Source organism: Xanthomonas rydalmerensis (assembly GCF_033170385.1).
Taxonomy (GTDB): domain Bacteria; phylum Pseudomonadota; class Gammaproteobacteria; order Xanthomonadales; family Xanthomonadaceae; genus Xanthomonas_A; species Xanthomonas_A rydalmerensis.
Genome location: NZ_CP126170.1, coordinates 3,930,157 through 3,954,522 on the forward strand (window position 1 = coordinate 3,930,157; position 24,366 = coordinate 3,954,522).

General features: G+C 67.6%; 23 protein-coding genes. 5 read left to right on the forward strand and 18 right to left on the reverse strand.

Annotation, left to right across the window (positions count from 1 at the left end):
- Positions 1–71: 71 nt before the first annotated feature.
- The 9 genes from QN245_RS16565 to QN245_RS16605 form a co-directional block, all read right to left on the reverse strand.
- A complete protein-coding gene (locus QN245_RS16565; RefSeq protein ID WP_317843695.1) occupies positions 72–356 on the reverse strand; it encodes a hypothetical protein in 285 nt (94 codons plus the stop codon).
- A gap of 63 nt (positions 357–419) precedes the next feature.
- Positions 420–686 (reverse strand): hypothetical protein, encoded by a 267-nt coding sequence (locus QN245_RS16570; RefSeq protein WP_160967047.1) that lies wholly within the window; start codon positions 684–686, stop codon positions 420–422.
- A gap of 70 nt (positions 687–756) precedes the next feature.
- Complete coding sequence (locus QN245_RS16575; RefSeq protein WP_317843696.1) at positions 757–1,065, reverse strand: hypothetical protein; 309 nt, start codon at positions 1,063–1,065, stop codon at positions 757–759.
- A gap of 22 nt (positions 1,066–1,087) precedes the next feature.
- Entirely contained in the window at positions 1,088–3,604 is a 2,517-nt protein-coding gene (locus QN245_RS16580) for a S9 family peptidase (RefSeq protein ID WP_317843697.1), read from the reverse strand.
- Positions 3,605–3,704: 100 nt separating this feature from the next.
- Positions 3,705–4,325, reverse strand: coding sequence for a glutathione transferase GstA (gene gstA, locus QN245_RS16585; protein WP_317843698.1), 621 nt, complete (start codon positions 4,323–4,325; stop codon positions 3,705–3,707).
- Positions 4,326–4,404: 79 nt separating this feature from the next.
- The gene (locus tag QN245_RS16590) at positions 4,405–5,283 is read right to left on the reverse strand and encodes a LysR family transcriptional regulator (protein ID WP_317843699.1); all 879 of its coding nucleotides are present in this window, start codon (positions 5,281–5,283) and stop codon (positions 4,405–4,407) included.
- A gap of 70 nt (positions 5,284–5,353) precedes the next feature.
- Complete coding sequence (locus QN245_RS16595) at positions 5,354–6,340, reverse strand: malate dehydrogenase (protein WP_010340467.1); 987 nt, start codon at positions 6,338–6,340, stop codon at positions 5,354–5,356.
- 36 nt (positions 6,341–6,376) lie between these two features.
- Complete coding sequence (locus QN245_RS16600) at positions 6,377–6,754, reverse strand: glutaredoxin family protein (RefSeq protein ID WP_317843700.1); 378 nt, start codon at positions 6,752–6,754, stop codon at positions 6,377–6,379.
- A gap of 90 nt (positions 6,755–6,844) precedes the next feature.
- Positions 6,845–7,339, reverse strand: coding sequence for a peptidylprolyl isomerase (locus QN245_RS16605; RefSeq protein ID WP_048490063.1), 495 nt, complete (start codon positions 7,337–7,339; stop codon positions 6,845–6,847).
- Positions 7,340–7,538: 199 nt separating this feature from the next.
- Here QN245_RS16605 and typA point away from each other — a divergent pair, with 199 nt between their 5' ends.
- From typA to QN245_RS16620, 3 genes are all read left to right on the forward strand, one after another.
- Positions 7,539–9,368, forward strand: coding sequence for a translational GTPase TypA (gene typA, locus QN245_RS16610; protein WP_160967035.1), 1,830 nt, complete (start codon positions 7,539–7,541; stop codon positions 9,366–9,368).
- Between the two features lie 16 nt (positions 9,369–9,384).
- Positions 9,385–9,867 carry a DUF2127 domain-containing protein gene (locus QN245_RS16615; protein ID WP_184448277.1) on the forward strand — a complete coding sequence of 161 codons (483 nt, stop codon included), beginning with the start codon at positions 9,385–9,387 and terminating at the stop codon, positions 9,865–9,867.
- A 343-nt stretch (positions 9,868–10,210) separates the two neighbouring features.
- Positions 10,211–12,358, forward strand: a complete 2,148-nt coding sequence (locus QN245_RS16620) for a ricin-type beta-trefoil lectin domain protein (RefSeq protein ID WP_317843701.1) — start codon at positions 10,211–10,213, stop codon at positions 12,356–12,358.
- Between the two features lie 84 nt (positions 12,359–12,442).
- On the opposite strand, the gene QN245_RS16625 is transcribed toward QN245_RS16620, so the two are convergent.
- Together QN245_RS16625 and QN245_RS16630 are read right to left on the reverse strand one after the other, a co-directional pair.
- Positions 12,443–13,600, reverse strand: coding sequence for a mechanosensitive ion channel family protein (locus QN245_RS16625; protein WP_184448279.1), 1,158 nt, complete (start codon positions 13,598–13,600; stop codon positions 12,443–12,445).
- 268 nt (positions 13,601–13,868) lie between these two features.
- Positions 13,869–15,263 (reverse strand): class II 3-deoxy-7-phosphoheptulonate synthase, encoded by a 1,395-nt coding sequence (locus QN245_RS16630; protein ID WP_317843702.1) that lies wholly within the window; start codon positions 15,261–15,263, stop codon positions 13,869–13,871.
- A 200-nt stretch (positions 15,264–15,463) separates the two neighbouring features.
- Here QN245_RS16630 and QN245_RS16635 point away from each other — a divergent pair, with 200 nt between their 5' ends.
- A complete protein-coding gene (locus QN245_RS16635) occupies positions 15,464–17,605 on the forward strand; it encodes a TonB-dependent receptor (RefSeq protein WP_317843703.1) in 2,142 nt (713 codons plus the stop codon).
- Between the two features lie 237 nt (positions 17,606–17,842).
- A complete protein-coding gene (locus QN245_RS16640; RefSeq protein WP_317843704.1) occupies positions 17,843–18,733 on the forward strand; it encodes an alpha/beta hydrolase family protein in 891 nt (296 codons plus the stop codon).
- Between the two features lie 175 nt (positions 18,734–18,908).
- Here the strand turns inward: QN245_RS16640 and QN245_RS16645 are convergent, their stop codons facing one another.
- The 7 genes from QN245_RS16645 to secY form a co-directional block, all read right to left on the reverse strand.
- On the reverse strand, positions 18,909–19,421 hold the full coding sequence (locus QN245_RS16645; RefSeq protein WP_160967023.1) for a disulfide bond formation protein B: 513 nt from the start codon (positions 19,419–19,421) through the stop codon (positions 18,909–18,911).
- A gap of 199 nt (positions 19,422–19,620) precedes the next feature.
- Positions 19,621–20,004, reverse strand: a complete 384-nt coding sequence (rplQ, locus tag QN245_RS16650) for a 50S ribosomal protein L17 (protein WP_010340456.1) — start codon at positions 20,002–20,004, stop codon at positions 19,621–19,623.
- A gap of 197 nt (positions 20,005–20,201) precedes the next feature.
- The gene (locus tag QN245_RS16655) at positions 20,202–21,200 is read right to left on the reverse strand and encodes a DNA-directed RNA polymerase subunit alpha (protein ID WP_317843705.1); all 999 of its coding nucleotides are present in this window, start codon (positions 21,198–21,200) and stop codon (positions 20,202–20,204) included.
- 51 nt (positions 21,201–21,251) lie between these two features.
- On the reverse strand, positions 21,252–21,881 hold the full coding sequence (gene rpsD / locus QN245_RS16660) for a 30S ribosomal protein S4 (protein ID WP_010340454.1): 630 nt from the start codon (positions 21,879–21,881) through the stop codon (positions 21,252–21,254).
- A gap of 14 nt (positions 21,882–21,895) precedes the next feature.
- Positions 21,896–22,288, reverse strand: coding sequence for a 30S ribosomal protein S11 (rpsK, locus tag QN245_RS16665; RefSeq protein ID WP_003470632.1), 393 nt, complete (start codon positions 22,286–22,288; stop codon positions 21,896–21,898).
- A gap of 9 nt (positions 22,289–22,297) precedes the next feature.
- Complete coding sequence (rpsM, locus tag QN245_RS16670) at positions 22,298–22,654, reverse strand: 30S ribosomal protein S13 (protein ID WP_160967083.1); 357 nt, start codon at positions 22,652–22,654, stop codon at positions 22,298–22,300.
- Between the two features lie 339 nt (positions 22,655–22,993).
- Positions 22,994–24,364: a preprotein translocase subunit SecY gene (gene secY, locus QN245_RS16675; protein WP_160967021.1), complete on the reverse strand. Its 1,371-nt coding sequence runs from the start codon at positions 24,362–24,364 to the stop codon at positions 22,994–22,996.
- Between the last annotated feature and the right edge of the window lie 2 nt (positions 24,365–24,366).

Sequence of the window (24,366 nt, forward strand, 5' to 3'; positions counted from 1 at the left end):
CCGCGATGCAATGGCAAGCATGCCATCGCAGCTGTTGACCGAGCGCGCCACGACACTACCGCAGCGGCGCGTCAGTTCGCGGCGTCCTTGGCAAGCCAGGCCTGCACCGGCGCGACCGTCTTGGCGAAGCTCTGGAACAGTTCTTCACGCATCAGTTCATCGTCGGGATACCCGAACCAATACTCCACTGCAATTTGCCCACCGCGACGTCGCACGTCGACAGAGTGAGTCTTCTTCTGACCGAGCGCAAACAATATCGGCACAGCGCCGTCCCACTTGCAATATGCAAAGTACCCCTCTGCGACCAACACTTTCACAAGTCGCTCGATCTCAACCACGTCATCGGCGCGATGCATGCATGGCTCCGTCACCGTTACCTAGCAACACTACGAAATACCATCGACTCCGGACGAGCTTCGTCAGGCGCGCTCATCGACCGCACGCAGCAAGACGATGTTCACACAGTCTTCCGACTCAAGTACCCAACCCGCGGCAGGCGTGTCGATCATGATGCCTTCGCCGAACTCGGACCGAAACCACTCTCTTGAGGCGACGTCTTCTTCCGGCGGAAAGTCGCCAGTGCTGACGACAAAGAGCACTTGCGATGGGCGTTCGTCGTCATGCCACCTGACCAGGTCCCCACGACGGACGGGAATCGTTGTACCCGGATAGCAGGGTCTGGTCATGCCTTGCCTCACGCCTGAATCGAGCCGCGCCGCAACGCGGCGTCGGCTGGACGAATCGCCGGATGCGGCACTACTTCCCCGGCACCGTAAACGTCACCACCACATTCTTCGGCGCCTGCTCGAAGCGCGCGACCACCGATGCCTTGCTGAGTTGTACGATCTGCTCCAGCGGCTTGTGCGGGACGCCCTGGAAGTTGACCGTGACTTGGTCCAGGGCGCCGTTTTTCCAGTTGAAGCCGACCTGGGGCTTGCTGCCGACCGACGCTTCCAGGTCGGCAGCCACCTTCCGCGAATGCGCGTACGCATCCTTCACCGTGTCGACGGCATCGCATGCCGTGAGCGCCAGGAACAGCGGCGCCAGGAACAGGATCGATCGCATCGTACGCTCCCGGACCGCCCAGCTACTGCTTCTGCACCGCCGCGCTCGCCGCCGACGCCGCACGCGGCGGCGCCTGCTTCACGTAGCGGTCGAACCACTCCAGCATTTCCGCCACCACGTCCTCGTTGGACTCGCGCGCGGTGTACCAGTGCGGTTCGAACGGCAGCAGCACCAGCCGCGCGGTGCCGCCGAGGCCGCGGATGGCCTGGAACATGCGCGGCGCCTGGGTGGTCTCGGTGCCGGGGTTGGCGTCGTCCATGCCGTGCACCAGCAACAGCGGCTCGTTGATCTTGTCGGCGTGGAAGAACGCCGAGGCCTGCGCGTACACCTCCGGCGCGGCCCAGAACGAACGCCGCTCGTTCTGGAAGCCGAACGGGGTCAGGGTCTTGTTGTAGCTGCCGCTGGTGGCCACGCCGGCGCGGAACAGGTCGGTGTGCGCCAGCAGGTTGGCCGCCATCAGCGCGCCGTGGCTGTGGCCGGTGACGCCGATGCGGTCGCGGTCGACCACGCCCAGCGCCACCGCCTTGTCCACCGCCGCCTGCGCGTTCTCCACCAGTTGCTGCAGGTAGGTGTCGTAGGCGGTCTTCGGGTCGCCCACGATCGGGAACGCGGCATCGTCGATGATCGCGTAGCCGGCCAGCAGCAACAGTTGGTAGGAATGCAGGCGGGTGAAGTCGCGGTCGTTGGCGCCGCTGACCTGGCCGGCCTTGGAGGCATCGGCGTAGTCCAGCGGATAGGCGTAGAGGATCGCCGGCACGCGCGTGCCTTCCTTGTAGCCGGGCGGCGTGTACAGGGTGAAGGACAGTTCCACGCCGTCCTTGCGCTTGTAGGTCACCAGGCGCTTCTTGATCTGCCGCACCACCGGGGTCGGGTCGGGGAAGCGGGTCACCGGTGCCAGAGTGGAGGCGACCACTGCCTCGCCGGCCGCCGCGGCCGGCTGCGCCTGGCCCAGCGTGCGCAGGTACACGTTGGGCGGGTCGCTCGGCGACTGCCGCCAGGTCAGCAGGCGGCTGGTGTCGTCGCCGGCGAATCCGGCAAAGGCTTCGTCGACGTCGGCGCCGCTGCGGAACAGGCGCTGGGTCTTGCCGCTCGCCAGGTCGTAGCGGTCCAGGAACGGCCGATCGCCGGCCGGGGTGGCGCCCTGTCCGCTCAAGAACAGCGCGCCGTTGTCCTCGCGCAGCACGTACTCGCCGTTTGGCAAGCGACGCAGCTCGGGCGTGCCCGGATCGGCGTACAGGTCGTCGGTGGACAGGTCGAACAGCACCCGTCCGGCGCTGCCGGGGCGGTCCGCGTCCAACAGCGTGGTGCGGCGCCAGTGGCGGTTCTCGTCGTACTCGTCCAGCAACACCTGCCCACCCTGCGCGAACCAGCTCAAGCCGGCGTAACGCTGGGGCACCTTGGCCAGTTCGCGCGGCTTGCCGGTGAACGGCGCCGACAGGGTCAGCAGCTTGTCGCGGGCAGGAGCGCTCGTCTTCCAGTCGCCGCCGTCCAGCGCCTCGGCCCAGACCAGGGTGGCCGGCTGGTTGGAACGCCAGCCGTAGGCACGCGGCCCGGTCGGCACGCCATGCACCGGCACCCGGTCGGCCACCGGCAGGTTGGCCAGCACGCGCTCGCTACCGTCGGCCAGGTCCAGCACCGCCACGTCGTGGGCGAAGCGGCCGTAGGTGGTGACGTAGGAATACGGGCGCTGCAGGCGCTCCACGCGCACGTGGCGGCCGTCCGGCGCGCCGTCGACCACCGAGTACACCGCCGGCTTGCCGATCGTGCGCAGTTTGCCGCTGGCGGCATCCACGGTGACCAGCTGCGAAGTGGCGTAGTAGGTGAACTGTGCCTCGTCCTCGGGGCTGGACAGGGTGTCGCGGGCCTCGTAGGTGCTGCTCTCGCCCTTGCCGCGGATCGCTTCCTTGACCTCCGGCCCCGGCGGCACCGCCGCCTTCACCGGCGCCGCGCCCAGATCCTGCGGCACCGTGCGCACCAGCAGCGTGTCGCTGCCGCCCAGCCACTGGATCTCGCCGCCCAGCACGGGGTTGAGCTGCACGCCGTCGATGCGGCGCACTGCGCCGGTGGCGACATCGCCCAGCCACAGTTCGACGCGGTCGGCCGCGGTGTTGTTGAAGGCGAAGCGGCGGCCATCCGGCGACCACACCGGTTGTGCCGGACAGGCGCCGGCCGGCAGGGTCACTGGGGTCTGCTTGCCGCTGGCCACATCGACCAGGCTGAAGCCATCCAGGCAGGCGCGGATGCCGTAGCCGTTGGACATGTCGTGGCGCGCATGGGTGCGCGGCTCCACGCGCACCCCGGCCAGTTTCAGGTACGGCTCGGCGACGCGCGCGATCGGCGGGTAGGCCTGGCGCTCCACCAGCAGCAGGGTGCGCCCGGTCGGGTCCAGCCGCGGCGACGGATTGAGCGGCGCGCGCATCACGCCCAGCAGCGGCTCGGGCGGTTGCCGGTAACCGCTGTCGGCGGTGGCGGCATGGGCGGCAACAGGCAACGCACTGGCGAGCGCCAGCGCGCCGACCCAGCGGAACGGCATGAGCATGATCGAAACCCCCTTTCGAATGGCGTCGGCAACGTAGCACGGCCGCCGCGCAGCGGCCGAGCGCCGAAGGTCATGCCCGGCCGGACCGCGCCGCCCCGGCTCAGGACGGCGCCAGCGCCTGCTCGGCGGCCAGCGCCGCCACCACACTGGGACGCTGCGCGATGCGCGCCGTGTAGGCGGCCAACGCCGGATGCGCGTCCAGCGACAAGCCGAACCGCGGCAGCCAACCGAGTACGGTGAACAGGTAGGCATCGGCCACGCCGAAGCGCTCGCCGAGCAGGTACGCCCGCGCGCTTAGCGCGGTCTCGGCATGGCCATAGCGCTGCAGCAGGCGGGCGGCGACCGCGGCGCGCCGCTCCGGCGCCAGCCCGGCATCGAACAGCGGCACGCTGCCGGCATGCAGTTCGCTGTTGATGAAGGCCAGCCACTCGTACAGGCGATAGCGCGGCAAGGCGCCTGCCTCCGCCGGTGGCACCAATGCCGCCTGCGGACAGCGGTCGGCCAGGTACAGCAGGATCGCCGGCCCCTCGGTCAGCACCTGGCCGTCGTCCAGTTGCAGCGCGGCCACATAACCCTTGGGATTGATCGCCCGGAAATCCTCGCCCTCGGCGGTACGCTTGCTGCGGTTGTCCACCCGCACCAGCCGGAACGGCAACTGCAGTTCGCGCAGCACGATGTGCGGCGCCAGGGAACAGGCGCCAGGAGCGGCATAGAGGTGCATCGAAACGGTCTCGCAGGAACACCGGACAGTCGGCGCGCGCAGTGTGCGCGGCACGGGGGCCTGTCGAGAAACAAGAATGTCAGGGCGCGCCAGTAGCGCTGCTAATGGCTTCGTCCAGGAACCCGCGCAGTTGCAACGCGGCCGGTGCCACGTGTGCAGCAGCGACCAATGCGAAGCGGCGCTGCAGCCGCGGCTGCAACGGCAGGACCTGCACGCCGTCGCGCTCGGCCGGCAGCACCGACGCCGGCAGCAGGCTGGCGCCCGCGCCATCGCGCACCAGGGTCCACGCGCTGGACCAGTCGCGCACCTGCAGGCGCAGGTCGGCGATCGCCAGTCCCTCACGCTCGGCCAGGCGCTGCGCATGCAACCAGCAACCGCCGGTAGCCAGTACGAACGGCAGCGCCAGCAGCTCCGTCAGGGCGATGTCGCGCGCCTGCGGACGCGCCAGCGCCGGCGGCAGTACCGCCAGCCACTCGTCCTCGCCGAACACCGTGGCATCGCGCTCCGGCGCCGGATCCAGCACCACGCCCAGGTCGACGTTGCCGGCCGCCAGCCAGGCCTCGACCTCTTCGTCGCTGCCTTCCAGCCAGACCACGCCCGTGTCCGGATGCGCCCGCTCGAACGCGCGCAGGCGCGGCGCCAGCCAGGGCCTCGACGAGGCGAACCCGGCCACCCGCAGCGACGGCGCGGCGGGCGCACGTTGCGCCCTGGCCAGCGCCTGCATGTGCGCCAGCTCGGCCAGCATCGCCCGCGCATGCTCCAGCGCACGCGCTCCGAACGGCGTCGGCTGGATCCGCCCGCGCTCGCGCAACAGCAGCGCCGCGCCCAGCACGTGCTCCATCTGCGCGATGGCCTGGCTGGCGCCGGACTGGGTGATGCCGCAGCGCGCGGCGCCGGCACTGATGCTGCCGCACTCGACGACGGCGACGTACAGCCGCCAGTGGATCAGATTCATCATGTTGGGCTTCCCACAACGCGAAACGCCGGGCGGGGCCCGGCGTTCCGTGACGACGCGATCGCGGTGGCGATCAGCCCAGCAGGTGGGCCACGCCGCTGCGCTCTTCTTCCAGTTCGGCCAGGGTCTTGTCGACGTACTTCTGGCTGAAGTCGTCGATCGGCAGATCCTTGACGATGGTGTACTTGCCGTTCTCGGTGGTGACCGGGAAACCGAAGATCACGCCTTCCGGGATGCCGTAGGAGCCGTCGGACGGCACGCCCATCGTCACCCACTTGCCGTTGCTGCCCAGCACCCAGTCGCGCACGTGGTCGATGGCGGCGTTGGCGGCCGAGGCGGCCGAGGACAGGCCGCGCGCTTCGATGATCGCCGCGCCGCGCTTGCCCACGGTCGGGATGAAGGTGCCGGCGTTCCATTCCTGGTCGTTGATCGCATCGGCGATGGAGGCGCCGTCGGCGGTGGCGAAGCGGTAGTCCGGGTACATGGTCGGGCTGTGGTTGCCCCACACCACCAGCTTCTCGATGCCGCCGACCGGCTTGCCGAGCTTGAGCGAGAGCTGGCTCAGCGCGCGGTTGTGGTCCAGGCGCAGCATGGCGGTGAAGTTCTTCGGGTTCAGGTCCGGCGCCGACTTCATGGCGATGTAGGCGTTGGTGTTGGCCGGGTTGCCGACCACCAGCACCTTGACGTCGCGCTTGGCCACCTTGTTCAGCGCCGCGCCCTGCGCGGTGAAGATCTTGGCATTCTCCAGCAGCAGGTCCTTGCGCTCCATGCCCGGGCCGCGCGGACGCGCGCCGACCAGCAGGGCGATGTCGGCATCCTTGAACGCGACTTCGGCGTCGTCGGTGCCGACCATGCCGGCCAGCAGCGGGAACGCGCAGTCTTCCAGCTCCATCATCACGCCCTTCAGCGCGGCCTGGGCCTTCTCCATCGGCAGTTCCAGCAACTGCAGGATCACCGGCTGGTCCTTGCCCAGCATTTCGCCGGAGGCGATACGGAACAGCAGGGCATAACCGATCTGGCCGGCGGCGCCGGTCACGGCAACACGAACGGGTGCTTTCATGGGGGATTCCTCTGCTAAGAAAGTGGGTGGGGTGGATCAGTAGACGCGATAGCCCAGCGGCTGCAGGTGCAGGTCCAGGGCGGCGGTGTCGTAGCCTTCGACCACGTGCTGGCCGATCACGGTGATCGGCACGCCTTCCAGGCCCAGCGCGGCGGCGGCCTGGCGGCCGGCCTCCTGCTCCACGTCCAGGACCGTGTAGCGGACCTGGGCGCGGGCGAAATCGGCCTGTTGCCGGCGGCAGTAGCCGCACCAGTCGGCGGCGAGCATGACGATGCCGTCGTCGCCGGTCAGCAGGCGCGGGTCGCCGGCAGCCAGTGAGGCCGACGGTGTCGAGGCCGCGCTGCGCCACCACGCGTGCACGCCGCCGCCGATCACGAGCAGCAGCAGGCACAACACAAGGGGGCGCATCGTCATCGGCGGTCGGGTGCGGCAATCAACCGGGAAATGGTAGCACGCAGGGTCTGCGCGCCCGGCCGCAGGACCGGACGCGCGGACAGCGCCGGATCAGGCGTCGAGCGTGCGGTTCCACTCAGCGACGCGGTCGGCCTTGGCCGCCAGCACCGCGTCGGCGTCGCCTTCGATGGTGATCTTGTTGATCACGTCGCCCTGGGCGACGCTATCGACCACGTCCAGGCCCTCGAGCACCTTGCCGAACACGGTGTGCTTGCCGTCCAGCCACGGGGTGGCGGTGTGGGTGATGAAGAACTGGCTGCCGTTGGTGCTGGGGCCGGCATTGGCCATGGACAGCACGCCGCGGTCGTGGCGCACGCCGTTGTTGGTTTCGTCCTCGAAGCGGTAGCCCGGGCCGCCGCGGCCGGAGCCTTCCGGGCAACCGCCCTGGATCATGAAGTCGGCGATCACGCGGTGGAAGTTCAGCCCGTCGTAGAAGCCGCGCTTGGCCAGGTTCACGAAGTTGGCCACGGTCAGCGGGGCCTTGTCGGGATACAGCTCGATCTTGATCGGGCCGCGGGCGGTGTCGAAATGGGCGATCAGGGACATGGGATTCCTTGGAAACGGGGGCGTCATGAGGGGCGCATAGGATACACGGCGCCTTGTTCAGGCTTCGCCCGCGCCCGCCGCCGGCGCCTGAACGGGCCTGCCCGGCCTGCCGCCGCCGGGCGCCGGCAGGCGCCACGGGATCCGGGTATACTAGGTGGCTTCCTTTCCTTCCTTCTGGCGCCGGCTGGCCCCCTTTCGCATGTCCATCGAAAATCTTCGCAATATCGCCATCGTCGCCCACGTCGACCACGGCAAGACCACCCTCGTCGACTGCCTGCTGAAGCAGTCCGGCACCCTGTCCGAGCGCACGGTGCTGGCCGAGCGCGTGATGGACAGCAACGACCAGGAAAAGGAACGCGGCATCACCATCCTGGCCAAGAACACCGCCATCACCTGGCAGGGCAACCGCATCAACATCGTCGACACCCCCGGACACGCCGACTTCGGCGGCGAGGTGGAGCGCGTGCTGTCGATGGTGGATACCGTGCTGATCCTGGTCGACGCGATGGACGGCCCGATGCCGCAGACCCGCTTCGTGACCCAGAAGGCGTTCGCGATGGGCTTCAAGCCGATCGTGGTGGTCAACAAGATCGACCGTCCCGGCGCGCGCCCGGACTGGGTGATCGACCAGGTGTTCGACCTGTTCGACAAGCTCGGCGCCACCAACGAGCAGCTCGACTTCCCGATCGTCTACACCTCGGCGCTGAACGGCTACGCCTCGCTGGACGACAGCGTGCGCGACGGCGACATGACCCCGCTGTACGAAGCGATCATGCGGCACGCGCCGAAGCCGGACGTGGACCCGGACGGCCCGTTCCAGATGCGCATCAGCCAGCTGGACTACAACAACTTCGTCGGCGTGATCGGCATCGGCCGCATCCAGCGCGGCGTGCTGAAGAAGAACATGCCGGTGGCGGTGATCGACCGCGAAGGCAAGAAGCGCCAGGGCAAAGTGCTGCAGGTGCTGGGCTTCCTGGGCCTGGAGCGCATCGAGCAGGACAGCGCGCAGGCCGGCGACATCGTCGCCATCTCCGGCATCCAGGAGCTGACCATCTCCGACACCGTGTGTGCGCTGGAGGCCCCCGAGGCGCTGCCGCCGCTGACCGTGGACGAGCCGACCATCTCGATGACCTTCCAGGTCAACAACTCGCCGTTCGCCGGCAACAAGGACCTGTCCGGCGGCAAGTTCCTGACCAGCCGCCAGCTCAAGGACCGGCTGGAGCGCGAGACCGTGCACAACGTGGCGCTGAAGGTGCAGCAGCTGGAAGACGCCGACAAGTTCCTGGTCTCCGGCCGCGGCGAGCTGCACCTGTCGGTGCTGATCGAGAACATGCGCCGTGAGGGCTTCGAACTGGCGGTGTCGCGCCCGGAAGTCATCATCAAGGAGATCGACGGCAAGCTGATGGAGCCCGTCGAGCAGCTGGTGGTGGACATCGAGGAACAGCACCAGGGCGGCGTGATGGAAAAGCTGGGCACCCGCAAGGGCCAGCTGAAGAACATGGAGCCGGACGGCAAGGGTCGCGTGCGCCTGGACTACATGATCCCGGCGCGTGGCCTGATCGGCTTCCAGAACGAGTTCCGCACCCTGACCCAGGGCTCGGGCCTGCTGTTCCACGTGTTCGACCACTACGGCCCGAAGGAACAGGGCGCCATCGCCAAGCGCCAGAACGGCGTGATGATCGCCAACGCGCCGGGCGCCACCCCCGCCTACGCGCTGGGCCCGCTGGAAGAGCGCGGCCGCCTGTTTGCCGCCGAAGGCGACAACGTGTATGAAGGGCAGCTGGTCGGCATCCACTCCAAGGACAACGACCTGACCGTCAACGCGATCAAGACCAAGCCGCTGACCAACATGCGCGCCTCGGGCAAGGACGATGCGATCAAGCTGACCCCGGCGATCAAGTACACGCTGGAACAGGCACTGGACTTCATCGAAGATGACGAGCTGGTCGAAGTCACCCCGAAGGAGATCCGCTTGCGCAAGAAGCACCTGACCGAAAACGAGCGCAAGCGCGCCGGTCGCGCGGGCTAAGCGGCAGCGCACGCCTATGGCCGCCGACAAGGCGTACAACCCGGATCCGCATGCGCATCCGGGCCTGCACCTGATCGCACTGCTGGAGGCCGGCAAGGGCCTGCTCGCGGTGTTGGCGGCAACGGGGCTGGAACTGATGGGTCCGGCCCCGCTGCGCGCGGGGGTGGACAAGCTGATCGTGCGCTTCAGCCTGGATCCGGACCACGGTGCCCTGCCCTCGCTGCTGACCATGATCAGCCCCGGCGCGGTGCACCTGGCCGCCGCCGGCATGCTCGCCTACGGCGTGTTGCACATCATCGAGGCCTGGGGCCTCTGGCGCGCCAAGGCCTGGGCCTCGCTGCTGGGCTGTATCTCCGCAGCCATCTACCTGCCGTTCGACGTCTACGCGATCGTGCGCCACCCCGGCTGGGCCTCTTGGGCGGTGCTGGCGATCAACCTCGCCGTGGTCGGCATCCTGGCCCGCGATCTGGTGCGGCGCCGGCGGCATCCTCGGGCCTGAGCTGCATTGCCCGATGCAAGAGGCGGGACGCCGCTCCCGCAGCGTGTCGCTCGACACGGCGCATCGCCACCGTCATTCGCCCAGCGCCTGGGTGTTGCGTGATACCAGACCAGCCGCCACGATTCCCTAATTCCCATCACGTTGTGCATGGACGCATTTCACGCAATGCGATTCTCGCTGCGCTAAAGCGTTCACTCGTCTACAGAATCGACCGCACCTGCCGATGCTGTTTTGGCGTAGTTTGGGCGCGTCCGGAACGCGTGCCATGGCGGCCAACCGGCCGATGGCGGAGACTGGTATAGGGGATTCACCGATGCGGTTCGCAGAAGCGATGGGATGGAGTGTGGCCGCACTGCTGTGCGCGGGCTTGAGTGCCTGTGGCGGTGCGATCGGCGACAAGGGCACCACAGCGTCCAACCGGACAAGGCAGCAGCCGACGGCCCTGGCTAATGGCACGGCCGCCACGGCAGCGGCCGCCGTACAGCACGCCGCCTTGTTCGACGCGAAAGACAGCGGCGCGCTGATCCGCTATACCAGCCGCACCCCGACCGGACACGACGGCGCGTTCGCCCTGTACCCGATCACCGTCAGCGAGGCGCATGCCATCAAGGCCAGCGTCGACGGCACGATGACGTTGCCCACGCCCGATGGAAAGAACCTGCGGATCGGCTTCCTGAGCCGGCGCGACGCCAAGGGCGGCATCTGGACCTGGGTCGGCCGGGCGGACGGCCAACCGCTGGGCAACGAAACGGTCATCAGCTTCGGCAAGGACGCGGTGTTCGGGTCGCTGGGCACCATCGATGGCATGACCTACCAGCTCACCACGATCGAAGGAAAGCCTTACATCATGGCGGCGGCCAGCGCCGACCTGCATTCCGCCGGAAGCCGCACGGACGGGCGGCGCCTGGCCGATGCGGTCATCCACCTGCCCGCCGGCGACACCGCACAGGGCTACATCGCCGGGTACAGCAGCCTGGCGCAGGTCAACGCGCAGGCGGGCAGCACCTCGACCAACACGATCGACGTGTTGCTCGGCTATACGCCCGGCTATCGGGACTACCGCGGCGGCATCACGGCGATCGACACCGTGCTCACCAATCTGGTGGAGACGGCGAACCTGTCCTTCGCCAACGCCAACATCAATGTGCGCTATCGCTTGGTCGGGACCGTGCAGGTCAGCTACCCGGACAACACGTTGAACGACAACACCCTCGACGAACTCACCGGGGTCAGCCAGGCCACCGCCGCGGCGCTGGTGCCGCTGCACGACGCGCGCGATCGCCTTGGCGCCGACATGGTTGGCCTGGTGCGACGCTTCAATGGTGCCCAGCAGAGCTGCGGTGTGGCCTGGCAATCCGGCGGCACCGATTCGCGCTGGGGATACGCGGTGATCTCCGACGGCGTGGACGGCGGTTACTACTGCACCCGTGGCACCCTCGCCCACGAGTTCGGCCATCTGCTCGGCTCCGGGCACCAGCACGAAACCGGCCAGGAGCCGGGCTTCAATTTCGGCCATCGCAGTGACGTGGGCAGCTTCCACACCACGATGGCCTACGCGATCAACGGGCAAAGCGAGATTCTGGTGTACTCGTCGCCGTCGATCACCACCTGCAACGGGCAAGCCTGCGGCGTGCCGGACCAGGCCGACAATGCCCGTGCCTTCCTCACCACGGTGCCCAACGTCGTCCAGTACCGGCAGACCGTGGTGCCGCTGGATGATTCCAGTTCGCCCGGCCAGGTCATGGGCCCCTCCGGTAAATGCCTCGATGTCGCGGGTGGAGCGACCGGCAACGCCGCGGCCGTCCAGGTCTGGAGCTGCAACGGGTTCCGCCAGCAGAAGTGGTCGTTCCAGCGCGGCAGCCGCAGCCTGCGCGGGGAAGGCACCGACAAGGTCCTCGACATCAGCGGCGTGAGCCGCGCCAGTGGTGCACCGATCCAGCTCTATCAATCGCTGAACACGGAGAACCAGGGCTGGCACTTCACCAGTTCCTCGCTCATCGCCACCGGCGGCAAGGTGTTGGACGTCGTGTCTGCCGGGTCCGGCAATGGCGCGCGACTCCAGCTCTGGGACAACCTCGGCGGCGCCAACCAGCGTTGGTCGTACATCCCCGCGACCGGCGAAATCCGGGTCTCGACCGGGCGCTGCCTGGACGTGGCGGAATTCGGCGTGACTACCGGGACGCCCGTACAGATCTGGGACTGCACCGGCACCAAGAACCAGATCTGGCAGCTCGGCAAGAACGGGTCGATCGTCGGCTATGGCGGCAACTGCCTGGAAGCGGTAAACCTGGCCCAGAACGGTACCGTCGTGCGCATGGCCGCCTGCACCGGCACGAGCGCGCAAGCTTGGCGGATCCGCGGCGAGATCCGCAGCGACTTGAACGGCAAATGCCTGGACGACTCGGCCGGCGGCACCCGCAATGGCGCCATCGCGCAGATGTGGGAATGCCTGGGCAACGTCAATCAGCTCTGGGAAGTGCAACCCAACTGACGTGATCGCCGGATAGGCCAAGCCGTCGCCGGCAGAGCACGTCCCCGGCGACGTGCTCTGCCGGGAACGTGCGCGCGGTGCTGCTTACCCAGCGCCGCGCTGAACGGCAGAAGCGCTGGCACCCGCCCCATCCTCCGCACCGGGCGAACGCATCGCATCGGAGTCGCTGGCGCGTATCGGCGGATGCGACAGCCGCACCGGCTCCGGCGCCACTTCGGCGCGCAGCAGCGGCAAGGCGTAAGGGTGCTCGCGCACCAGGAAGTCCAGCATGCGTTCGCGCACGATGCAGCGCAGGTCGAAGGCATCGCCGGAGTTGCGCGCGCTGACCAGCAGGCGCACCTGGATCGTGCGCTCGCTGGTATCGGTCACCTGGGTCACGCAAACCCGCCCGTCCCATAGCGGCTCGCTCTTGCAGATCCGCTCCAGCTCGGCGCGCACCTGCGCGATCGGCGTGCGGTAGTCCAGCCACAGGAACGCGGTCCCGAGCAGGTCGGCGCTGCTGCGCGTCCAGTTCTGGAACGGGTTCTCGATGAACCAGGTCAGCGGTACCACCATGCGCCGCTCGTCCCAGATCCGCACCACCACATAGGAACTGCCGATCTCCTCGATGCGGCCCCACTCGCCTTCGACGATGACCACGTCGTCGAGCCGGATCGGCTGGGTCAGCGCGATCTGCAGGCCGGCGATCAGGTTGCCGAACACCGGCTTGGCGGCGATACCGGCAACCAGGCCGATGATGCCGGCCGAGGCCAGCAAGGTGGTGCCGATCTGCCGCACCGCCGGGAAGGTCAGCAGGACGATCGAGGTGCCCAACAGGATGATCGTGCCCATCACCACCCGCGCCAGCACCCGCGTCTGGGTCTGCACGCGGCGCGCGGTGAGATTGTCCGCCACCTCGATCGGATGGCTGCGCAGGATCGCCGTTTCCAGCGCCGCCACGCCGCGCACCAGCAACCAGGTCACGCAACCGATCATGCCGATGTGCAGCAGGTGCTGCAGGTCGGTCAGCGCCTTCTCGTCCAGCGGCGTGGATTCGAGCGCGAAGCTGAGCATCAGCATCGGCAGCAGGAAGGCGACCGGCACGCTGACCACGCGCACGATGCGCGCACGCCGGTAGTCGCGGCCGCGCATGCGCTGGGCGATGCGCAACAGCAGCCACCAGGCCAGGAAGCCGAGAATCAATGCGGCGCCGATCGGCACCGTGTAGGCACGCCAGGGCACCCAGTGAAGATCGAGGGTCAAGTTGCGCTCCTTTGTTGGGGGGAGGAGTCGCGACAGTCTGGCAGTGCGGGGATTAGCGCGATGTCGAGCACGCACGGTGCGGCGCCGGGCAATGGCAGCCGCAGCAGGCGTCGGCGCGTGTGCGCACAATTCTGCGAAACGGGTTGTCAGTTGCAGCGAGACGCCGCCACGCGCAGTGCATGCAGATGCAATGGCCCCGCACAGGTCCGTGCCCAGCGCCAGCGCAGCACCGACGCGCATACTGCGCGACGGCGCATGACGCCAACGACTACGCGAGCGGCGTGGCGACGTGGCGCCCGTTCTGCTTGCGCACGATCGCCATCGCGATCTCCAGCGACTGCTCGTAGTTCAGCCGCGGATCGACGCTGGAGCGGTAGGCGCGCTCCAGGTCGCGCTCGGTCAGTTCGCGCGCGCCGCCGGTGCACTCGGTGACGTCCTCGCCGGTCAGTTCCAGATGCACGCCGCCCAGGCGGGTGCCGGCCGCGGCGTGGATGTCGAACGACTGCTCCACCTCGCCCAGGACGTTCTGGTAGCGCCGGGTCTTGTAGCCGTTGCTGGTGCTCTCGGTGTTGCCGTGCATCGCATCGCACACCCACAACACGCGGCGGCCGTCGCGCTTCACCGCGTCCAGCAGCGGCGGCAGCTTCTCGGCGATCTGCGCCGCGCCCATGCGGTGGATGAAGGTCAGCCGGCCCGGCTCGTCTTCCGGATTGAGCACGTCGATCAGCCGCAGCAACTGGTCCGGCTGCGCAGACGGCCCGACCTTGATCGCGATCGGATTGCGGATGCCGCGGAAATACTCCACGTGCGCGCCGTCCAGCGCCGCGGTGCGCATGCCGATCCACGGATAGTGCGTGCTGAGGTTGAACCAGCCCCACTGCCGGGGCACCTCGCGGGTCAGCGCTTCCTCGTAGGGCAGCAGCAAGGCCTCGTGCGAGGTGTAGAAATCGACGCGATTGAGGTTGTACAACTGCGCGCCGGAGAGGGTCTCCATGAAACGCACCGCATCGCCGATCGAGGACACCATCTTCTGGTAGTCGTCGGCCAGCGGCGAGCAACCGACCCAGCTCAGGTTCCAGTACTCGGGATGATGCAGGTCGGCGAACCCGCCGTCGATCAGCGCACGCACGAAGTTCATGGTCATCGCAGAGCGCGAATGCGCGGTGATCATGCGCCGCGGATCCGGCACCCGTGCTTGCGCGGTGAACTCCGGGCCGTTGACCACGTCGCCGCGGTAGCTGGGCAGGGTCACGCCGTCGCGGGTCTCGGTATCGGCCGAGCGCGGCTTGGCGTACTGCCCGGCGTAGCGGCCGACCCGTACCACCGGCAGGCGCAGGCCGTGCACCAGCACCAGGCTCATCTGCAGCAGCACCTTGAGCCGGTTGGAAATGGTGCCGGATTCGCAATCGCTGAAGTTCTCCGCGCAATCGCCGCCCTGCAGCAGGAAGCGCTTGCCTTCCTGTGCCTCGGCCAGCTGCTTCTTCAGCGCGAAGATCTCCCAGGACGTCACCAGCGGCGGCAACTGCCGCAACTCCGTCAGCGTGGTCTCCAGCGCCTGCGGATCCGGATACACCGGCATCTGCAGCGCCGGCCGCTCGCGCCAACTGGCGGGCGACCAGGAGGACGAGGCGGATTCGGACACGGCGGCGGCGGACAGATTCATGAAAGGACTCCTTGGCAGTGTGCGATGTTCGCAGAGCCGGGGCGCGCCGCATAGCGCCGCACGCCGGTCATGTCGGCAGCGCCGCGACATGAATGGCAAGCAACACCGCGACGCCACCATGACTTCCGGCCTACGCCGGCGTTTTTGCGAAAGCACACTGTTATTAAGTAACAATTCCTTTCCCTTTGGTCCGCCTTGCCATGACACGTCGCCCCCTCTCCTCCGCCATCGCCCTGGTCCTGCTGGTCGCCCCCGGCCTTGCCCTCGCCGCAGACGCCGCCGCCGACAACACCGCTGCCACCGAACCGACCGTCGATCTCGATCCGGTCACCGTCACCGCCAAGCTGGAAGCCGCGCGCAACGCGCTGTCGCCGGACATCGGCAGCAGCCAGTACGCGATCACCGCCGAGGACATCGCCCGCCTGCCGCTGGGCGCCTCCACCCCGCTCAACCAGGTGCTGCTGCAGGCGCCGGGCGTGGTCCAGGATTCCTACGGCGGCATCCATGTGCGCGGCGACCACGCCAATCTGCAGTACCGCATCAACGGCGTGATGATTCCCGAATCCATCTCCGGCTTCGGCCAGACCCTGGACCCGCGCACGATCAAGAACATCCGCCTGCTCGACGGCGCGCTGCCGGCGCAGTTCGGCGACCGCACCGCGGCGGTGGTCGACATCACCACCAAGAACGGCGTGGAACTGGGCAACGGCGGCAGCGTCGGCATCACCGGCGGCTCCTACGGCACGCTCAATCCCAACGCCTCGTGGTGGGGCAGCGACGGCCGCTTCAGCTGGTTCGCCAGCGGCAACTACCTGCAGAACCGCATCGGCATGGAGAACCCGACCGACAGCGACAACCCGATCCACGACAAGACCCACCAAGGCAAGGGCTTCGCCGACCTCAGCTACCTGCTGAACGAGAACACCCGGCTCAGCCTGCTGGTCGGCTACGCCAACAACCGCTTCCAGATCCCCAACAATCCGGGGCAGACGCCGGCGTTCACCTATCTGGGCAACAACAGCTTCGATTCCGCGCAGCTCGACGAGAACCAGCGCGAGAACACCCGCTTCGGCACCCTGGTGCTGCAGGGCGCGCTCGGCGACACCAGCTACCAGCTGTCGGCCGGCCAGCGCTACAGCAGCGTCGCGTTCTCCCCGGACATCGCCGGCGACCTGATCTTCAACGGCGTCGCTTCGCAGGTGCAGCGCGCCAACCGCGCCAGCACCCTGCAGGCCGACTTCTCCACGCCGTGGGGCAGCACCCACACCTTGCGCTACGGCGTGTACGGCAACTTCGAACACGCCAACGCCAGCAACAACGCCTACGTGTTCCCGGCCAACGACGACGGCAGCCAGAGCAGCGACGTGCCGCTGTTCATCCCCGACGGCAGCCGCTTCCACGCCAGCACCTACGCGGTGTACCTGCAGGACGAATGGCAGCCGAGCGATGCCTGGACCATCAACTACGGCGTGCGCGGCGATCGCTACAAGGCCTTCGGTACCACCGAGGGCCAGCTCAGCCCGCGCCTGGGCGTGGTCTGGCATGCCAGCGACAGCACCACCCTGCACGCCGGCTATGCGCGCTACTTCACCCCGCCGGCCACCGAGCTGATCTCCACCAGCGACATCGCCCTGTACGACGGCACCACCAACCAGCAGTCGGCGGCGGGCGGCCCGACCAAGCCGCTGAGCGAGCGCAGCGACTACTACGACCTGGGCATCTCGCAGATGGTCGGCGACCACCTGACCCTCGGCCTGGACACCTACTACCGCAAGGCCGACCGCCTGCAGGACGAAGGCCAGTTCGGCGCCGCCTACGTCTACTCCACCTTCAACTACCGCTACGGCCGCATTCGCGGCGCAGAGTTCAGCGCCGACTACAGCAACGGCCCCATCAACGCCTACTTCAACGCGGCCTACAGCAAGGCCATGGGCAAGCAGGTAATGACCAGCCTGTACAACTTCGACCCGGATGCGCTGGCCTACGCCAACGATCACTGGATCCACCTGGACCACGACCAGAAGCTGACCTCCTCCGGCGGCATCAACTACGCCCTGGCCGAGGACAGCCACGTCGGCGCCGACTACCTGTTCGGCAGCGGCCTGCGCACCGACGCCAACGGCGTGCCCAACGGCGGCGAGCTGCCGGCGTACTTCCAGCTCAACCTCAGCGCCGGCCATGACTTCGCCTTGGCCAGCAGCCACCCGCTGCACGCGCAGCTGGCCGTGCTCAACGTGCTCGACCGCCACTACCAGTTGCGCGACGGCGGCGGCATCGGCGTGTTCGCGCCGCAGTGGGCGCCGCGCCGTGGCGTCTACCTGAGCCTGCAGCAGGACTTCTGAGCAGGCGCGGCGATCGCCTGCGGCGTGCCACCCGGCGCACCGCAGGCCTCGCGCCGCAAGACGTGACGGGTCCGGCTTTTGCCGCGGCCCGTCCGGCACCACAGCGAAGCCGCACGCCGCGTCGTGGCCGTGGCTTCGCCCCCGCCCGAGGGAGGCGTCCCATCACGTCATCCCCCCCGTGCTCCGGACCGCCGCCACGACGCGTTGCCATGCATCCCGTCCAGGCAGGTCTCGCGCATGCTCAAACATCTGTTCGCCACCATCGTCGCGGCCACCATTCTCGCCATCGCCGCACCGTCGACGGCACACGCCGAAAGCGTCACCGACTTCCGAATGCCGGTCGTCGTGCAAGGGGTCGACTACGATCTCGCCGCCCGCGTGTATCGCCCCGCGGGCCCCGGCCCATTTCCGCTGATCATCATCCATCACGGCACTCCGGCGGACAAGCGCAAGCTGGCCGACACCCGCCTCGGTTTCGCCCGCGCCGCGCGCTGGTTCGCCGCCCGTGGCTACATGGTGGTGCTCGCCTTACGGCCTGGCTACGGCAGTTCAAGCGGCACCTATCTGGAAGGCGCCGGCAACTGCCACGATGCCGATTTCGTCGTCGCCGGGCGCAAGATCGCCGCGGCCGAAACGGCGATCGTCGACGCCGCCGCACGCCTTCCCGGCGTGGACCCGCAGCGCATCGTGGTGGTCGGCCAGTCCGCCGGCGGCCTCGGCGCGGTGGCCCTGGCCGATGCGCCGCCGCCGGGCGTGCGTGGCGTCATCAGCTTCGCCGGCGGGCGCGGCAGCAATGGCAAGGAGGTCATCTGCGCCGGCGAGGACCGCCTGGTCGAAGCAGAAAAGACCCTCGGCGCGGCCAACACACTGCCGCAGCTTTGGCTGTACGCCGCGAACGATCACTTCTTTCGGCGCGAACTGGCGCACCGCATGTATGCGGCCTACCGCGCCGGCTCGACGCCGCCGGTGACCTTCGCCGATCTGCCGCCCTTCGGCGACGATGGCCACAAGACCTTCGCCCAGGCCGATCCGTCGGTGTGGGCCAGGCCGGTGGCAGCGTTCCTGGCCCAGGTCATCCCGCAGGCTACAAGCGCGCAGGCGCTGCCACAGGCCAGCGCGGCGCATTGAGGCAGGCAGGCGAGAGAGCGGATCGCCAATCGCGGGCAACACAGCAGGATGTTGCCCAATCGGATGGACAACGTCGTGGCGCGGCGGCGTGTGTCCGCTCTGCCCATCTCGGCGTCAAGCAGCTCTGACGCCAGGCGCCATAAGGATGAGCGATCAGCGCACAGCAGGGGAACCGTCAGATCAGCGTGCGTCGCCGGCTCTTGAAGCCCGCATACAGCGCGAACACCGCCAGCAGCACGAAGCAGATCAGGCACCACATCGGCATCGACAGGCCCAGGAAGCGCCAGTCGATGTTGCCGCAGTCGCCGGTACCGGTCAGCACCCGGCGCAGCACCTCGAACGGCCCCATGGTCTCGCGCAGGAAGCTCAGCGGCGGGCCGCAGGACGCCATCGGGTCCGGGAACAGCTGCACCGAGACGTGCTTGGTGGAGATGCCGGCGCCCACCATCGCGGCCAGGAACGCCAGGACGCCGTAGAGCTTGCGCCCGCCAGCGCTGCGCGGCCCGTGCAGGGCGCCGAGTAGGAACAGCACGCCCAGCGCCGCGAACGCGATGCGCTGGAAGATGCACAGCGGGCACGGCTCGATGCCCAGCCGGTATTGCACGAAAATCGCATAGCCCAGCAAGCCGGCGCAGATCAGAAAGCCGAGCAGGAACTGCGCGCGGAAACCCCAGCGTAACGGATTCATCGGACTCGAACTCGCATCGACGATCCGCGCATTATCCGCGATCGTGCGCCCCATCACCATGTGTCATGGCGCTGTTGGTCGCCCTCGCCCGCACGGCGAGCATGCTCTCCCAATCCCCAATCGCGACTCCCCAATCCCGGCCCCAACAACAAAAAAGCCCGGACATGCCGGGCTTCTTGCTGCTGCAGACGCGAACCGATTACTCGGCCACTTCCTCGGCCACGGCCGGGCGATCGACCAGTTCGACGTACGCCATCGGCGCATTGTCGCCGGCGCGGAAGCCGCACTTGAGGATGCGCAGGTAGCCGCCCGGGCGCGCCTGGTAGCGCGGGCCCAGCGTGGTGAACAGGGTGCCGACCGCTTCCTTGTCGCGCAGGCGGGCGAACGCCAGGCGGCGGTTGGCGACGTTGTCGACCTTGGCCAGGGTGATCAGCGGCTCGGCGACGCGGCGCAGTTCCTTGGCCTTCGGCAGGGTGGTCTTGATCAGTTCGTGCTTGATCAGCGACGCCGCCATGTTCTTGAACATCGCTTCGCGGTGCGCGCTGGTGCGGCTGAACTTGCGGCCGGATTTCTGGTGACGCATGGGTTGGGATTCCTATGAAAGAGTGTGACTGTTGGAGATCGCTGTCGCCGTCGTGGCGTTGAAAGTGGACTGCGGATGGTCCTTGCCGGCCGTCCCTGACCGGGCGACGCCGCGGGCTTTGACCCGTCGACGTGGTGGTGCGGATGAAGCGAACGACATGCGGCCGATGCCTTGCGGCACCGGCCGGATGCGCAAACTCAGCCGAGCATGCCGTGCTGGGCGACGCCGGCCGGCGGCCAGTTCTCCAGCTTCATGCCGAGCGACAGGCCACGCTGGGCCAGCACTTCCTTGATCTCGGTGAGCGACTTCTTGCCCAGGTTCGGGGTCTTGAGCAGCTCGACTTCGGTCTTCTGGATCAGATCGCCGATGTAGTAGATGCTCTCGGCCTTCAGGCAGTTGGCCGAACGCACGGTCAGTTCCAGATCGTCGATCGGACGCAGCAGCACCGGATCCACGCCATTGCTGGCCGGCTTGGCCGCGCCACGGTCGCGATGGGTGAAGTCGCCGAACACCGACAGCTGGTCGCTGAGGATGTCGGCGGCGGTGCGCACGGCTTCCTCGGCATCGATCGTGCCGTTGGTTTCGATGTCCAGGACCAGCTTGTCCAGGTCGGTACGCTGCTCGACGCGGGCCGATTCGACCGCGTAGGCGACGCGGCGCACCGGCGAGAACGAGGCGTCCAGGACCAGGCGACCGATGGTGCGGGTCTCTTCGTCCGGACGGCGACGCGCGGCGGCCGGCTGGTAGCCGAAGCCACGCTCGATCTTCAGACGCATGTTGATCGCCGTGTCCTTGGTCAGGTGGCAGATCACGTGTTCGTTGTTGAGGATCTCGACGTTGTGGTCGGTCTTGATGTCGGCGGCAGTGACCGTGCCCGGACCCTGCTTGGACAGCGACAGCGTGGCGCTGTCACCGGTATGCATGCGGATGGCCACGTCCTTGAGGTTCAGCAGGACTTCCAGCACGTCCTCCTGCAGCCCTTCGACCGTGGTGTACTCGTGCAGCACGCCGTCGATCTCGACTTCGGTGATCGCGAAGCCGGGAATCGAGGACAGCAGCACGCGACGCAGGGCATTGCCCAGCGTATGCCCATACCCGCGCTCCAAGGGCTCGATCACGACCTTGGCGCGGTTGTCGGTAAGGCGTTCGATCTGCGGCCCACGGGGGCGCAGAACCTGGTTGGCGGTAACCGTCATGTTGCGGGTTCTCCTGACGAGCCTCCGTGGACCGGAGGCTCTCCGATGTGATTACTTCGAATACAACTCGACGATCAGCGCTTCGTTGATGTCGGCAGGCAGGTCCGCACGGTCCGGCACGGCCTTGAAGATGCCGCTGAACTTCTTCGAATCGACCTCGACCCACGACGGGTTCAGGTCGTGCGTTTCGGCAACGGTCAGCGCTTCCTGCACGCGAAGCTGCTTCTGCGCCTTTTCCGACAGGGCGATCGCGTCGCCGGCCTTGACCTGGTACGAGGCCAGGTTCACCGACTTGCCGTTGACCAGCACGCCACGGTGCGACACCAGCTGGCGCGCGGCCGGACGGGTGACGGCGAAGCCCATGCGGTAGACGACGTTGTCCAGGCGGGTTTCCAGCAGCTGCAGCAGGTTCTCGCCGGTGTTGCCCTTCTTGGTCGAGGCCTTCTTGTAGTAGTTGCGGAACTGACGCTCCAGCAGGCCGTAGATACGCTTGACCTTCTGCTTTTCGCGCAGCTGGGTGGCGTAGTCGGACAGCTTGCCCTTGCGGGCAGTCGCGCCGTGCTGGCCGGGCTTCTGCTCCAGCTTGCACTTGGAGTCCAGCGCACGCGCCGGGCTCTTGAGGGAAAGATCGGCGCCTTCGCGGCGCGCGAGCTTACAGGTAGGACCGATATAACGAGCCATTTCTTATCGCTCCTTTAGACGCGACGCTTCTTCGGCGGACGGCACCCGTTGTGCGGGATCGGCGTCACGTCGATGATGTTGGTGATCTTGTATCCGACGTTGTTCAACGAACGGACGGCGGACTCGCGACCCGGACCCGGGCCCTTGATGCGCACTTCCAGCGACTTCACGCCGTAGTCGAGCGCAGCGCGCCCGGCCTTCTCGGCGGCAACCTGCGCCGCGAACGGCGTGGACTTGCGCGAACCGCGGAAACCGGCGCCACCGGAGGTCGCCCAGGACAACGCATTGCCCTGACGGTCGGTGATGGTCACGATGGTGTTGTTGAACGAAGCGTGGACGTGGGCGACGCCGTCGGTGACGACGCGCTTGATCTTCTTCTTGGTCTTTGCTGCTGCGGGCTTAGCCATGTCGGTCCCTTACTTCCTGATCGCCTTGCGCGGGCCCTTGCGGGTGCGGGCGTTGGTACGGGTGCGCTGACCGCGCAGGGGCAGGCCACGACGGTGACGCAGGCCGCGGTAGCAGCCCAGGTCCATCAGTCGCTTGATGGCGATGCCGATTTCGCGACGCAGGTCGCCTTCGACGATGTACTTGCCGACTTCGAGACGCAGGCGCTCGATTTCCGGCTCGGACAGGTCGCGGATCTTGGTGGTCGAGGTCACGCCTGCGGCTTCGCAGACCTTCTTCGAACGGGTACGGCCGATGCCGTAGATGCTTTGCAACCCGACCCAGACGTGCTTCTGGGCTGGCAGGTTGACGCCTGCAATACGCGCCATGACGCGGTTCTCCAACTGAGTGATGGCCCGACGGCGCACCACGGCGCCATCCGGCAGGATGGATCAAAAAGTGAACTTGTAAGTCTAGCAAGGTCTCGGGTTACATGGAAGCCTGCGGAACCTGAGGTTCCGCAAGCCCGGCATGGGGAGTGTGCCCATGCTCCGGCGCCGGACGTCGTTGACAGGGAGAAACCTCCACCCCGCCGCCCGCGCTACTCCAGCGCAGGACCACCACGTCTCACCCGCGCACGAGACCGCTGCACGGGCCGCCCTTCAAGTCGGAAGACTGCGCCCGGGAACCGGGGGCGTCTTCGCGGAAGGATTCAAACAGTATAGCAATCAACCCCGGGCAAAACCGCCGCCGCGCGAGCCACCCTTGAGGTTGGCCTTCTTCAACAGGCTTTCGTACTGGTGCGACATCAGGTGCGCTTGGATCTGCGCGATGAAGTCCATCACCACCACGACCGCGATCAGCAGCGAGGTGCCGCCGAAGTGGAACGAGGTGCCGAGCTGGGCGCGCATCACTTCCGGCAGCAGACACACGATCACCAGGTACACCGAGCCGGCCGCGGTCAGGCGGGTCAGCACGCCGTCGACGTAGTCGGCGGTGGCCTTGCCCGGACGGATGCCCGGAATCAGCGCGCCGGACTTCTTCAGGTTGTCCGCGGTTTCCTGCGAGTTGAACACCAGCGCCGTGTAGAAGAACGCGAAGCCGATGATCAGCGCAGCGAACACGATCATGTGCACCGGTTCGCCGGGACCGAGCGCATTGGCGATGCGCTGCAGCACGCTGCCGAAGGTGCTGTTGGAGGCGGCCTGGCCCGACCACATCGACAGCGTCGCCGGGAAGGCGAGGATGCTCGAGGCGAAGATCGGCGGGATCACGCCGGCCATGTTGAGCTTCAGCGGCAGGAACGAGGTCTGGTTCATGTACGCGTTGCGACCGCCCTGGCGGCGCGCGTAGTTCACCGTGATCCGCCGTTGTCCGCGCTCGACGAACACCACGAACAGGGTGAAGGCGAGGATGGTCAGCACGATCAGCAGCAACGCGATGAAGCTCAGGTTGCCGTCGCGGAAGGACTCCACGGTCTGGATCGCCGCTGCCGGCAGGCCGGCGACGATGCCGGCGAAGATGATCAGCGAGACGCCGTTGCCGATGCCGCGCTCGGTCACCTGCTCGCCGACCCACATCAGGAAGATGGTGCCGGCGGTCAGCGCGATCACCGCGGTGAGCACGAAGCCCATGCCGGGGGCGTACACCACCGGCGCGCCGCCCGGTGCGGTCTGGTTCTGCAGCGCCAGGGCGATACTGCCGCCCTGCACCACCGCCAGCAGCACCGCGCCGATGCGCGAATACTGGGTGATCTTGCGTCGGCCCGACTCGCCTTCCTTCTGCATCGCCTTCAGCGACGGGAAGATGTGCGTGGCCAGCTGGATCACGATCGATGCCGAGATGTACGGCATCACGTTCAGCGCGAAGATGCTGAAACGGTGCAGGGCGCCGCCCGAGAACATGTTGAACATGTCCACGATGCCGCCGCCCTGCGCCTGCATCAGCGCAAGCATGGCTTCGGGATTGACGCCCGGCACCGGCACGTAGCAGCCGATGCGATAGACGATCAATGCGCCGAGAACGAACAACAGGCGCTGGCGAAGTTCCGTGAACTTGCCGAGCCCGCCGCCGAGGTTACCCATGCCAGCCTGCGCCATCT